The 12,690-nt window shown below is 68.4% G+C and carries 11 protein-coding genes and 1 tRNA gene; 4 read left to right on the forward strand and 8 right to left on the reverse strand.

Annotation, left to right across the window (positions count from 1 at the left end; genetic code table 11):
• The 3 genes from CHC08_RS48380 to CHC08_RS20885 all read right to left on the reverse strand — a co-directional run.
• The coding region (locus tag CHC08_RS48380) for a chaplin family protein (protein ID WP_179282127.1) at positions 1-323 on the reverse strand (323 nt) is incomplete at its 3' end.
• Between the two features lie 245 nt (positions 324-568).
• Positions 569-1,189: a hypothetical protein gene (locus CHC08_RS20880; RefSeq protein WP_089209019.1), complete on the reverse strand. Its 621-nt coding sequence runs from the start codon at positions 1,187-1,189 to the stop codon at positions 569-571.
• Positions 1,190-1,296: 107 nt separating this feature from the next.
• The gene (locus CHC08_RS20885; RefSeq protein ID WP_089209020.1) at positions 1,297-2,604 is read right to left on the reverse strand and encodes a M20/M25/M40 family metallo-hydrolase; all 1,308 of its coding nucleotides are present in this window, start codon (positions 2,602-2,604) and stop codon (positions 1,297-1,299) included.
• A 165-nt stretch (positions 2,605-2,769) separates the two neighbouring features.
• Here CHC08_RS20885 and CHC08_RS20890 point away from each other — a divergent pair.
• Positions 2,770-2,855 (forward strand) — tRNA-Leu (locus CHC08_RS20890).
• A 303-nt stretch (positions 2,856-3,158) separates the two neighbouring features.
• Here CHC08_RS20890 and CHC08_RS20895 read toward each other — a convergent pair.
• Positions 3,159-3,839, reverse strand: coding sequence for a hypothetical protein (locus tag CHC08_RS20895; RefSeq protein WP_089209021.1), 681 nt, complete (start codon positions 3,837-3,839; stop codon positions 3,159-3,161).
• 1,240 nt (positions 3,840-5,079) lie between these two features.
• Here CHC08_RS20895 and CHC08_RS20900 point away from each other — a divergent pair.
• Positions 5,080-7,938 (forward strand): carbohydrate-binding protein, encoded by a 2,859-nt coding sequence (locus tag CHC08_RS20900; protein ID WP_089209022.1) that lies wholly within the window; start codon positions 5,080-5,082, stop codon positions 7,936-7,938.
• 79 nt (positions 7,939-8,017) lie between these two features.
• Here the strand turns inward: CHC08_RS20900 and CHC08_RS49670 are convergent, their stop codons facing one another.
• From CHC08_RS49670 to CHC08_RS20915, 4 genes are all read right to left on the reverse strand, one after another.
• The gene (locus CHC08_RS49670) at positions 8,018-8,158 is read right to left on the reverse strand and encodes a hypothetical protein (protein WP_179282128.1); all 141 of its coding nucleotides are present in this window, start codon (positions 8,156-8,158) and stop codon (positions 8,018-8,020) included.
• Between the two features lie 6 nt (positions 8,159-8,164).
• Entirely contained in the window at positions 8,165-8,974 is an 810-nt protein-coding gene (locus tag CHC08_RS20905; RefSeq protein ID WP_089209023.1) for an MBL fold metallo-hydrolase, read from the reverse strand.
• A 177-nt stretch (positions 8,975-9,151) separates the two neighbouring features.
• A complete protein-coding gene (locus tag CHC08_RS20910; protein WP_089209024.1) occupies positions 9,152-10,078 on the reverse strand; it encodes a MerR family transcriptional regulator in 927 nt (308 codons plus the stop codon).
• Positions 10,075-10,413 carry a nuclear transport factor 2 family protein gene (locus CHC08_RS20915; protein ID WP_179282129.1) on the reverse strand — a complete coding sequence of 113 codons (339 nt, stop codon included), beginning with the start codon at positions 10,411-10,413 and terminating at the stop codon, positions 10,075-10,077. Before CHC08_RS20915 ends, CHC08_RS20910 begins: the two co-directional genes overlap by 4 nt.
• Positions 10,414-10,591: 178 nt before the next feature.
• Here CHC08_RS20915 and CHC08_RS20920 point away from each other — a divergent pair, with 178 nt between their 5' ends.
• Positions 10,592-11,371, forward strand: a complete 780-nt coding sequence (locus CHC08_RS20920) for an SDR family oxidoreductase (protein ID WP_089209026.1) — start codon at positions 10,592-10,594, stop codon at positions 11,369-11,371.
• Positions 11,372-11,505: 134 nt separating this feature from the next.
• Positions 11,506-12,240: a DUF7873 family protein gene (locus tag CHC08_RS20925; protein WP_089209027.1), complete on the forward strand. Its 735-nt coding sequence runs from the start codon at positions 11,506-11,508 to the stop codon at positions 12,238-12,240.
• Positions 12,241-12,690 lie beyond the last annotated feature (450 nt).

Raw genomic sequence — 12,690 nt, forward strand, 5'->3', positions numbered from 1 at the left:
GCGTTGATCGGAGCGGTGATCGGCGCGACGATCTGGTTGCCGCCCAGGATCGAGTGGTCACCGCTCGTACGGTTACCACCGGCCCCACCACCACCATCGCCGCCGACGGAGGCGCCGCCCTCGGAGGAGGCCTTCGCACCTCCGAGCACGCCGACGGCGTTGCCGCTGATGTCGATCGGCAGCTTGATCGGTGCCTTGACCTGGTTGCCGCCGCCGATCGAGTGGTCGCCGATGGTGTCGGCGAAGGCCGTACCGCTGCCCATGGCCATGACACCCAGCGCGAGCAGTGCCGCGGGGGCTGTGCCCTTAACCCACGTACGCATGATTGAAGCTCCTAGCGTTTTTTTGGGGGGACCTGACATCCCGTGACGGCATGCGAAGCCATACGAGGTCCTGACGAGCCCGCACAGCGGAAGCTCCGGGACCGTCACGGCGAATGGGGATTGCCTGCTTGTCGTCCTGCTTGTCACTCGCCGACGGAGCGGCTCCCCTGGGGTCGGGGATTGAGGCACGCTCCGTGAGCTTCGGGGTCATCCCGAAAGGGCGAGACCGGTCTGCGAGACCGGGATCAGTCAGGAGAGAAGGAAGGATCGTCCGCCGCTGTGCGGACGACAGGGGGGAGCACGCACGCCAGAGGGGCGCGCTGTGGCATCAGTCGCGGGTCGTAGACGAACCTCGCGACATCCCCCAGACCCGGTCCTGAGAGGCCGGATCCGCCACTGGTCTGGGGCACGAATCCCTTCGAGCCAGAACCGTGGTCAACGGTGGCGGGGGCCGGAGATCCCGGCTTCGACTGGCTGGTGAGCCCGTCCACACCTCGCCCCGCCATGGCTTCGGCGGTGTCGGTCGCCGAAAGGATGCCGCTGCCCGTGGGGAAATCATCGGCCTGGAGGGCCGATCCGGAAGCGGCTGTGTCGAGGGTGCCGGAGCGCGCTGCCCCTGCCTCCGCGGTGGTGTTCGCGGCCGCCGGAGCGGCGCCGAGGAGCCCGAAGACGATCGCGAGCAGCCATCCGGCGGCCAGAAGACCGCCGATCGCGGAGACTCGCCCGACGATCTGCCGAGTGCCGGCCGCGAACCGCGCCATCCGGTCACTCCGGGCAGAGATCGTCTCATCGACGGGAACGGTCACGGGCACGCGCCGGGCAGCGGGCGAGGACGCCCTCCACTGCCCCTGCGGCGTGCGTGCCACGTGACCTCCCAAAGCTCCTGATCGGGCCCGCTTGAGCACGAGCCATGCCTCAACGGAGAGTTACGTTAGCACTACGACGAGTCAGCACAATGAGTTTCCAGAAAACGTCAGCTTCCGTCCAGGAAGCGGTCAAGGACTCGCACTCCAAAGCGCAGCGAATCCACCGGCACCCGCTCATCTACCCCATGGAACATGCCCGAGAAGTCCAAGCCCGCCGGCAGCCTCAGCGGCGAGAACCCAAACCCGCGCATACCCAGCCTGCTGAACGCCTTCAGGTCCGTGCCCCCCGACAGCGTGTACGGCACGGCCAGCGCACCCGGGTCCTCGGCGAGCAGCGCGTCGGTCATCGACCGCACCAGTGCCCCGTCGAACCCGGTCTCGATGGCGATGTCGTGATAGACGAACTCTCTGCTCACGTTGGGACCGAGCAGCTCGTCGATGGTCGCGAAGAACTCCTCCTCGTATCCCGGCAGGAAGCGGCCGTCCACGTGCGCGGTCGCGCTCTGCGGGATCACATTGGCCTTGTATCCGCCGTCCAGCATGGTGGGGTTGGCGGTGTTGCGCAGCGTGGCGCCGATCATCCGGGCCAGCGGGCCGAGCTTGGCCACGGTCGCCTCGGCGTCGTCCAGGTCGAGCTCCAGCTCCAGCGCCCCGGAGATCTCCGTGAGGAAGGTCGTGACCGTCTGCGTGAGCCGCATCGGCCATTCGTAGCGCCCGATGCGGCCGACCGCCTCCGCCAGTTCGGTGATGGCGTTCTCGCTGTTGAGCATCGACCCGTGCCCGGCCCGGCCCTTGGCCGTCAGACGCATCCAGGCGATGCCCTTCTCGGCCGCCTGGATGAGATAGAGCCTGCGCGCGTCGTCGAGGGAGACGCTGAACCCGCCGACCTCGCTGATCGCCTCGGTGCACCCCTCGAACAGGTCCGCGTGCTTGTCCGCCAGCCACTGCGCGCCGTACGTGCCTCCGGCCTCCTCGTCGGCGGTGAACGCCAGCACGACGTCCCGCGGCGGACGGCGGCCCTCGCTGAGCCGCTGCCGGACGACCGCGAGCATCATCGCGTCCATGTTCTTCATGTCGACCGCGCCGCGTCCCCAGACGCAGTCGTCGGCGATCTCCCCGCTGAGCGGGTGGTGGGTCCAGTCGTCGGGGTTGAAGGGAACGACGTCCAGATGTCCGTGAAGGAGAAGCGCGTCGCGGGAGGAGTCCTCCCCCGCGATGCGGGCGATCACGTTGGCCCTGCCCCTGTCCGACTCGAGGATCTGCGGCTCCAGTCCTACCTCGGCCAGCTTTTCCGCCACATACTCGGCGGCGGCCCGCTCACCGGGGCCGGCGTTGTCGCCCGCGTTGGTCGAATCGATCCGGATCAGGTCGCGGCACAGCTCGACGACCTCGTCCTCACCATTGAGTACGGTCATGTCGACTCCTTCTTTCGGTGCGGCTTATGCCCTCCATCCTGCCGCCGGGAAGCCCTTTCCCACAGCCCTCCGGGAGCTGATCGCTTACCGATATGACGCGGGCTCAAGAGTTTGCTAACCTAAGGTCCGCCGACGAGGGATGACGGTCCTTCGTGCAGGCACCACGTCCGGGTGGCGGAATAGGCAGACGCGCTAGCTTGAGGTGCTAGTGCCCTTTACGGGGCATGGGGGTTCAAGTCCCCCCTCGGACACACCGTATGTATGAGGTCCTGGTCACTCACAAAGTGGCCAGGATTTTTCTTTTCCGGTTCATGGACAGGGCTCGTTCGGTGAGCCGTTCCCAGACGGGACCATGCCTCACGCCCACCAGTCGGGGTCGCCCGCATCGTTCACGGCGGCACCTGGCCACCGCCCGGAAGATCGACGCACGCGTGGACCTCATCGTCGGGCCGTCCGAGAGATATCAAAATCGGGGCGACCCCAAGCACGGCCGGTTGCGCAAGACGGTGTGAAGCCCGGAGGCAGGGCGCGCGCCGTCGCGGGTAGAGGAGACGTCAGGAGATGGTGAGCGTGCCGTTCGCGTTACGGACGCACGTGACGATCGTGCGGGGCGCGGCGGTGAGGGCGCCGGTCAGGCACTGTCCGAGGACGGTATGGCCCGCGGCGTTGGGGTGCCACGCCTCCTGGCAGGTCTGGAAGTAGGTGACGCAGGTGTTCGCCACCCGCTGGACACCGATCTTGTCCCAGCCGGACAGGCTGGTGACGTACGTGCCGGTCGGCCCGTCCTGCACCCGGACCGGCGTGGCGAGCGCGCCCGTCGGGCTGCCGGGGTTCTCGCAGAGCCGGGCCCCGTCGAAGGCCTTCTGGACGTCCAGCACGCGCAGGTCGGCCGTCGGACGCTCGGCCGCCAGCGTGGTGTAGGCGTTCTTGACCAGGGAGCCGAGGTTCTGGGAGAACACGTGCCCAGGGGCGAGGCTCGCGCGGTGGATCGGGCAGCCGGCGGCGTACCGCTCGGCGCCGAGGGCGCGGAACTTGTCGCGGGTGGCCTGTGCCGTCCCGGAGGCGTCGACGACGGGCTGGTAGTCCCCCGCGCCCTCCCCGCTGACGAAGCTGTCGCCGAGCGCCACGGCGGCGGTGGGCAGGGCCGCCTGCACCGCTCCGCCCTGGACGACTTGGATGCCGGCCGCGCCCATCAGGAGCGCGGCCATCGCGGCCGCCCGCCGGAGAATCCTCATAACCGCCCCATTTCATACTAAATAAGTATGAAATAACGGATATCTGGATCACAACATGTCGCGCCAATGGCGTCAAGATCTCCACAGGACCCGGCCGCCTCACCTAAGAGATCGCGTATCACCCTGATCGTCAAGCATGCGTTTGCTCGTGCGGATCGAGCTTTTGACGACGGATGGGCGGCGCATGCGAACCGCGGCCACTCGCGTCCGGCCCCGGTGAACGTTCCGGCGGCCTGCCGCTTCTCGGTGTCGCGTCATCGGAGTTTCGACCAACGGCACTGGACTTTCGCCCGAGAACGACGAAAGTCCAACGGATTCGACCGTAACATCTGGACAATCCGTACGTAACATTTTAGGATCGCGCCAGAACATGCCGCACAATTGGCGAAAGTTCAGGAGGTGCAGCGATTTGCGACTGCAATGCCGCACTTTTCGCCTCCTGAGCGACGAGGCTCACCGTCCGAGGCCGAGGTCGGCGGCCGGCTCGAATCGCCGCGCGTGCGCGCGCGGCCGTCGAGCCGGAGCCGGAGCGGCTGGGAGCGAACCACCTCACCCGTACTGCGGCCCGGACAGGCGCACGGGTCGTACCGATCACCAGGTTTCCATGACCCCGGCTCACCCCGCATTCGTCCCGCCACACCTGATCACGCAGTTCCACCGACCGCGACCCCGCACCGTGGTCGGCGATCGACCGGTCCCCACCACCCCCCCTCGAACAGCCTGGAGGTCGTCATGCGACTGCTGATCCGTCCCGCCGCGATCTGCTGACGGCCCGCGCGGCGCCAGGTGGCGCCGCGCCGCCGACACAAGTGGGATAGCCGGGTCGGCGAGGGCGGACGCCGACCGCTCCGCCGACCCGGCCCCGCTCGCCACCCGCCGTCGGAGACCGGTGGGCGCCGACGGCACCGGCGCTCACCGGTTACCGGCCTCCTTCCGGCCGGTGAGTGGAGCGACCCCGTCTCCCATCGCCATGGTCACCTTTGACGACCGGCGACGGTCACCTTCGTGATGCCCTCCAACGCGTCCGCCCGCGGCCGCTTGACGGGTTGTCCCGACCCCGCGGCGCTCGAAGGCGAAATGACTCACAACCCCTGACAGAGAACTGTTGACTGTTCTACCCATGGCGGTCACAGTTTGTCCGAACGACGTCGCTGACGGATTCCCTCATCTGTCCGCGTCGTTGGCGTGATCGGCGCACGCCTGTATGGACTCGTACTACAGGAAGCGAGCAGCACCGATCATGTTACGAAAACTAGTCTCATGCGCCGCCGTACTGGCGGTCGCCCTCAGTCTGGCGCCTCCAGCACAGGCCGCACCGAACACCGCGTCGAAGACCGCATCGAAAGCCGCGTCGAAGACCGCGGCGCTCGCGGCGCCCGGCTACACCCAGGTGACGCTGGCCAAGGGCGCGGCGGAGACCGGCGAGCCGATGGGCCTGACCGTCCTGCCCAACCGGGGCGTGCTGCACACCTCGCGTGACGGCGTGATCCGCTACACCGACGCGCTGGGCAACACCAAGGTGGCGCTCACCATCCCGGTGTACACGCACGACGAGGAGGGCCTGCAGAGCATCAAGGCCGACCCGAACTTCGCGTCGAACAGGTGGGTGTACGTCTACTACGCGCCGCCGCTGTCCACTCCGGGCGGTGACGCGCCGGCCTCGGGGACGGCGGCCCAGTTCGCCCCGTTCAACGGGGTGAACCGGCTGGCCCGATACACGGTCAACGCGGACAACACCCTCAACGCGGCCTCCGCGGTCACCGTCCTTGACGTCCCCACCAGCCGCGGCATGTGCTGCCACGTCGGCGGCGACATCGACTTCGACGCGGCCGGCAACCTCTACCTCTCCACCGGCGACGACACGAACCCGTTCGACTCCAGCGGCTACACGCCGATCGACGAGCGGACCGACCGCAACCCGGCCTTCGACGCGCAGCGCACCGCCGGCAACAGCAACGACCTGCGGGGCAAGGTGCTGCGGATCAAGCCGAGCGCGGGCGGCGGCTACACCGTCCCGGCGGGCAACATGTTCGCGCCCGGCACCGCGAACACCCGGCCCGAGATCTACGCGATGGGCTTCCGCAACCCGTTCCGGATGAACGTGGACAAGGCCACCGGCACGGTCTACCTGGGTGACTACGGGCCGGACTCGGGCACCGCCAGCGCCACCCGTGGCCCGGCGGCGTCGGTCTCGTTCGAGCGCATCACCCAGCCCGGCAACTACGGCTGGCCGTACTGCTCGCAGTTCAACGTGCCCTACATCGACTTCACCTTCCCGTCCGGCCCCTCGGGCTCCGCGTTCAACTGCGCCGGCGGACCGGTGAACAACTCGCGCAACAACACCGGCATCACCCAGCTCCCGGCCTCGCGCGCGGCCTGGCTGCCGTACGGAGTCGGCCAGGACCGGTCGGAGCTGTGCTGCGGAAGCTGGTCGCCGATGGGCGCCCCGGTCTACAACTACGACGCCGGGCTCGTCTCGGACGTGAAGTTCCCGGCGTCGATGAACGGCAAGGTGTTCATCAGCGAGTTCGGCCGGCGGTGGATCAAGACGGTCACCGTGGCGTCCGGCGGCGGGGTGGGCGCGATCGAGCCCTTCCCGACCTGGACCGGAACCCAGGTGATGGACACGGAGTTCGGGCCGGACGGCGCGCTGTACGTGCTCGACTACGGCACCGGCTGGTTCGGTGGCGACGCCAACTCGGCCGTGTACAGGATCGAGTACAACTCGGGCACCGGCCAGGCCCCGATCGCGGCGATCAACGCCACCCCGAAGGCCGGCAACGCGCCGCTCGCCGTGCAGTTCAGCTCGGCCGGGACCACCGACCCGGACGGCGACCCGATCACTTACGCGTGGGACTTCACGACAAACGGCAGCACCGACTCGACCGCGGCCAACCCGACGTTCACCTACTCGGCCAACGGCACGTACACGGCGACGTTGACGGTGAGCGACAACACCGGTCGCAGCGCCACGGCGAGCATCACCATCAGCGTCGGGCAACCGACGGTCACCCTCAGCCTGCCGCTCAACGGGCGGGTGTTCAACTTCGGCGACGCGGTCCCGTTCCAGATCAGCGTCACCGATCCGAACTCCCCGACCGTCGACTGCAGCCGGGTGAAGATCAACTACATCCTCGGTCACGACAGCCACGGCCACCAGATGACCAGCGCGACCGGCTGCTCGGGCACCATCCAGACCCCCGTGGACGGTGAGCACGACGCCAACGCGAACATCTTCGGCGTCTTCGACGCGGAGTACACCCCGGTCGGCTCGACCACGGCCGTCCACGCGCCGCAGGCCGTCCTGCAGCCGCGGACCCGCCAGGCCGAGCACTTCAGCGCCCAGCAGGGCGTGCAGGTCGTGGCGAAGCCGTCGGCCGCCGGCGGCAACGCGATCGGGTACGTCGAGAACGGGGACTGGATCTCGTTCACGCCGTACAACCTGACCGGGGTCACGTCGTTCACGGCCAGGGTCGCGTCGGCCGGCGCCGGTGGCACGCTCACCCTGCGGGCCGGTTCGGCGACCGGGACGGTGATCGGCACGGCCACGGTCGCGCCGACCGGCGGCTGGGAGACCTGGGCCAACGTCACCGGCACCGTGACACCGCCGTCGGGGACGACGAACCTGTTCCTGGTCTTCACCGGTGGCGCGGGCTCGCTGTTCGACATCGACTCCTTCACGTTCGCCAGCGGCGGCACACCGCCGACGTCGACGAACCTCGCGCTGAACAAGCCGGCGACGGCGTCCAGCGTGGAGGCGGCCGCCTACCCGGCCTCGGCCGCGGTGGACGCGTCGGCGACGACCCGGTGGGCCAGCGCCTTCTCCGACCCGCAGTGGATCCAGGTGGACCTGGGCGCCACGTACACAATCAACCGGGTGCGCCTGGTGTGGGAGGCGGCCTACGGGTCGGCGTACCAGATCCAGACCTCGCCCAACGGCACGACCTGGACCACCGCCCGGTCGGTGACCGGCGGCAACGGCGGTGAGGACGACAACACCGGCCTGAGCAACTCCGCCCGGTACGTGCGCATCTACGGCACCACCCGGGCCACGGCGTGGGGCTACTCCCTGTTCGGTTTCGAGGTCTACGGAAGCTGATCACCACGGCGGACCCGGTCCGCCCTGTTAAGTAGCACCGCCGCGGGGCGTCCGAACGATGGACGTCCCGCGGCGTCGCTCATCGCCCGGGCTCCGCGGGATCCCCGGCGATCGAAGCCGCGACGATCGTGCCGTCCACCGACAGAGGAGCGCTGGATCGGCCAGGGCGCAGCTCGCAGCCGTGACCGGGCAGTCGCCAGGCCTGGACGAGGGTCTCCACTTCCGTTCAGGACACCAGCTCGATCCAGTCGCCGTGATCGGCGCCGCGCAGGAGGCCGGAGAGTCCGGCGTCGTCGAAGGCCCGGTCGATCTCGGTACGACCCTCGGTGAAATGGGCCCATCCGTCGTAGTGCGCGGGAATGACGATGGGCGCACCCAGCACGGCCGCGACCGCACCGGCGCGCTCGCTGGTGAGCGTGAGATGCCTGCCCCCCTGCCTCACGGGCACGGCGGCCGCCCCGACGAAGAGCACGGCCACGTCGATGGGGCCCACACGCCGGGCGATCTCGGCGACCGTGCCGACCGACGCGTTGTCTCCGCTGACATAAACGGTGGGGAGGCCCTGGCCCGACAGGACGAACCCGGTGACCTCGCAGGTCACGTGACCGTCCTCGTCCCGGTCGCCGTCCTCCGGGCCGTGTACGGCAGGCACGGCACGAATCTCCAGGGACCCGCCCCCGTCCGCCCGGGGGAGCTCATGGGTGGTCCAGGAGGCGAGCCCGACGGCGGGCGGGCCCAGCCGCCGCGCGGTCACCGGTCCGGTCAGCAGCACCGGCGCGGCCAGCGCGAACGCCCGACCGCTTTCGTCGAGGTTGTCCGGGTGGAGATCATGGCTGACCAGCACCGCGTCGACGGCGCCGACCTCCGCCTCGGAAGCCGCGGGACCGGCGAGCTTGATCAGGGGTGTCTTGGGGCCCGGGGCGTCGAAGGTGGGGTCGGCGACGATCCTCAGGCCGCCGATGTCGATCACCGTCGTCGGTCCTCCGAGCACGGTGATCGCGCACTTCTGTCGCGCGGGCCCGATGCGATATGTCATGAAACTCCTTCTGGACAGACCAGTCTCTTAACGACGTTTGTCATATGAGGTCTATGCCCCCACCGCCGCCAAGTCGATCAACCTGGCGGACGCGGGTGCAGGGAGGCCGGGCGGTCGGCTCGCTCGAATCCGGCCGCAGCTTCGGCTACCTCGACCACCTCGGTCCCCTCACCGTCGTCATCGTGTGGTCGTACGGAAGATCGGCCAGCAGATCTCGGTCAGCAGTTCGCCGTGCGGGTCGTCCTCCGGTGCGAGGTAGTTCTCACGGACCGGTCCGTCGACGCTGAGCAGCCGTTCGGCGACGTAGCTGCCGAGTGCGCCGTAGGTACGGTCGACATCGGCGTGCGTGCCGCGATGAACGGTCACGGCGAGCTCGGCCTCCGGGATCTCCACGATCATTACGCGGCCCGTCGCGCCCGACGTGGCCGAACTCGGGATGAACACGGTCGCCTCGCCGATCTCGTCGCCGAACAGTTCGGGCGCGTACAGGCCGCCCGCCGGTCCCGACGGCGTGTGCCGGCCGGCGTTCAGCGCGGATCGGATTTCGCGCAGCGCCCCCCGGTACCAGTCCCCGAAATCGGGAGTCGCCACCGTCGCGGTGATCGCCCACGCCCGCGTCGCCGGCACCGAACGGAACTCGACCCCGATGGGGCGGCCGGTGGGTTCGAGCAGCTCGCGCAGTGACCCCACGGCTTCGCGGGTCTCCCGCAGGTGCGTCTCCATGCGCCGCAGGTGAGCACCGATGATCTGGTTACGCCGGTCGACGTCGTCGGTGGCCAGCACCGCTCTGATGTCGGGCACCGACATGCCCAGCGTGCGGAAGCGCCGGATGATCTGCGCGGTCCGCAACTGGCTCGTGTCGTAGTGCCGGTAACCGTTGAAGGCGTCGATATGGGCCGGCTCCAGCAGCCCCAGCTCGTGGTAGTGCCGCAACGCCTTCTTGCTCAACTGGGACATCACCGAGAACTCGCCAATGGTCAGCTGCGCCGGCATCTCCTTCTCCCTCGATCGCCGGCCGAACGGGCCGGGACTGCGGTATCCGGCCTCGTCCGTGATCTTCCAGTCGCGCGGCGACGCCCACTCGGAAAGTCCGCCGGATGTCATCCGACGATACGCAGGGCGGCGACCAGCCCCCCGCGCAGGGTGAAGTCGAAGGTGAGATCCACCAGGCCGCCGGGGAAGTTCCCCTCGACACGCACCATCACCCGGTGGCGCTCCTCCGTCACCGGCTGGTCGCCGGTGACCGTGGTCGTATACGTCCACGTGCTGAGTCCGTGCTCACGCCATTGGAAGATCTCCTCTCGGCCGACGTAGGTCCTGCCCTCGTCCTCGACGGTGCCGTCGACGGTGAAGCAGTCGGCGGCCATGCGCGAGTCATGCGTATCGGACGCGTGCAGATAGCGGGTGATGACTTCGGGGACGGTGTCCGTGGTGGTCATGGTGATCTCCTCGACGGGGCCGGGATGCGGGGCGGTCGTCTCACTGAGGTGGGCGGCGTCATGCCGCATCGCTCGAAGCCGAGGTTTGACCTTCCCCTAGCGGCAAGGTCAAGCCTTCCGGTGACGGGCGTGCACGAGATGTGCCAACCGGAACCGTCGCGAAGGGAGTGGAAAAGCCATGAGCAAGGACCTGATGGGCAAGAAGGCGCTTGTCACCGGAGGCACGAAGGGCATCGGCGAGGCGATCGTCGAGCGGCTGGCCGCCGCCGGGGCGCGCGTCGTCACCACGGCCCGGTCGATGCCGTACGGCGGCATCCCGGACCATGTGGAACGGTTCGTCGCCGCGGACCTGAGCACTCAGGCCGGGACCGACTCCGTCGCGGAGGCGACGCTGGAGACACTGGGTGGCATCGACATCGTCGTGCACAACGCCGGCAGAACGGATGCGACGGCCGGCGTCGCGACCTCGTTCGACGAGGAGGACTGGCAGCGGGCGCTGGCGCTGAACCTGCTCGCGCCGGTGCGGCTGGATCGCCGGCTGGTGCCCGTCATGAGCGGGCAGGGCTCGGGGTCGGTGGTCCATGTCACGTCGATCGCGCGGACCCTGCCCCGGAGCGCGCCGATGCCGTACGCCGCGGCGAAGGCGGCGCTGAACAACTACAGCAAGGGCCTGGCCGCCGAGACTGCTCCGGCCGGTGTTCGCGTCAACCGGGTGCTGCCGGGTTTCATCGAGACCACGGGCGTCGAGCATCTGCTGGACGACACCGCCGCGGCCATGGGAACCGACCGGAACGGAGCCCGGCAGGCGATCATGGCTGCGCTCGGCGGTATTCCGATGGGCCGTACCGGGCGGCCGGCGGAGGTCGCGGAGCTGATCGCCTTCCTCGTCTCCGACCGCGCGAGCTGGATCACCGGCGCCGAGTACGTCATCGACGGCGGCACCGTACCCACGGTCTGAATCCGGCCCGATGCGAGCTTGAGATCGGCGGCCCGCGGCGCAGAGGTGGAGCGATCTTCTGGGGTAAATAAGGTGAGATCATCGGGAGTTTTCGATAGTTTCGCCTCGTCGGCCCCCAACGGATTGGATCAATCGTGGCGACGAAGCTCAACCAGATCCTCGCTGTGGAGAAGGGCGTCAAGTCCGACACCCAGCGCAAGGTGACCGACGCCTATCACGTGATCCAGAAGCTCCCCTTGCTGTCGGGTCTCTCCCGTACGTACCAGCCCATCGACGACGAGGGCGAGAGCCTGCCCCCGGAGTCCACCCGGGTACAGGTCAAGGCCGACGACGTTCTCCGTGACGTCGGCAAGACGCTGACCCGCCTGTTCGACGTGACCGCGACGAAGGACTGGACGAACACCGTCGCCCGCGCCGACGTCGTCGTGGACGGGCGCACGCTTCTTGAGGACGTGCCGGTCACCTACCTGCTCTTCCTGGAGAAGCAGCTCACCGACATCCACACGATGATCTCGAAGCTGCCCACCCTGGACCCGTCGGAGACGTGGACGCTGGACGCCTCCACCGACTCCTACCGGACCGAGCCGGTCAAGACGACCCGGACCAAGAAGGTTCTGCGCAACCACGTCAAGGCCGAGGCGACGGAGAAGCACCCCGCCCAGGTCGACGTGTACACCGAGGACATCGTCGTCGGCTACTGGACCAAGGTCGCGTTCTCCGGCGCGATGCCCGCCGCCCAGGTCCGCGCGCTGATCGAGCGGGTCACGAAGCTGCAGGACGCCGTGAAGTTCGCCCGCGAGGAGGCGAACGTCACCGACGTCACGGACCGCAAGGTCGGCGACGCCATTTTCGGCTACCTCTTCGGGTAGCCCCACGGACCCCCTCGCCTCGTGCGAGGGTGCGCTAGGAGCGCAGGCTGAAACTGAAGCTGAAACTGAAGAACGGCCCAAGCGGAGGTTCGAATCCTCCCCCCGGCACGACAAGGTGAGGAGCAAACGGTGAGGCGAGGGAACAGCGACGACTGCGCCTCACCTGATTCGCGCCTGTTGTCCCGCAACAGCGACACACCCCTGCCGGGGTAGCCCAAATGGTAGAGGCAGCCGATCAACCTCAGGCTCTCGCTCCAGACTCAGTATTTACCGTCGAGTGCCAGATCAACCGAGAGTGGACGGAGATTGCTGAGATGCCGGTTCGAATCCGGCTCGGGGCTCCACCTGCCCCGATGGCTTAATGGTAGAGCGCACATCGTCAGGACTGATCCACCTCTTAAACGCGGCTGGCACCGCAATATGGCGGTACTTCCAGACCCCGGGGCTAGG

The organism is Streptosporangium subroseum, assembly GCF_900188345.1.
GTDB classification, from domain to species: domain Bacteria; phylum Actinomycetota; class Actinomycetes; order Streptosporangiales; family Streptosporangiaceae; genus Streptosporangium; species Streptosporangium subroseum.

Excerpts from the sequence above, each read along its gene's own strand:
- CHC08_RS20910 (WP_089209024.1), bottom strand. The coding sequence starts at position 10,078 with ATGACATCCGGCGGACTTTCCGAGTGGGCGTCGCCGCGCGACTGGAAG.
- CHC08_RS20895 (WP_089209021.1), bottom strand. The coding sequence starts at position 3,839 with ATGAGGATTCTCCGGCGGGCGGCCGCGATGGCCGCGCTCCTGATGGGC.
- CHC08_RS20915 (WP_179282129.1), bottom strand. The coding sequence starts at position 10,413 with ATGACCACCACGGACACCGTCCCCGAAGTCATCACCCGCTATCTGCAC.
- CHC08_RS20905 (WP_089209023.1), bottom strand. The coding sequence starts at position 8,974 with ATGACATATCGCATCGGGCCCGCGCGACAGAAGTGCGCGATCACCGTG.
- CHC08_RS20920 (WP_089209026.1), top strand. The coding sequence starts at position 10,592 with ATGAGCAAGGACCTGATGGGCAAGAAGGCGCTTGTCACCGGAGGCACG.
- CHC08_RS20900 (WP_089209022.1), top strand. The coding sequence starts at position 5,080 with ATGTTACGAAAACTAGTCTCATGCGCCGCCGTACTGGCGGTCGCCCTC.
- CHC08_RS20885 (WP_089209020.1), bottom strand. The coding sequence starts at position 2,604 with ATGACCGTACTCAATGGTGAGGACGAGGTCGTCGAGCTGTGCCGCGAC.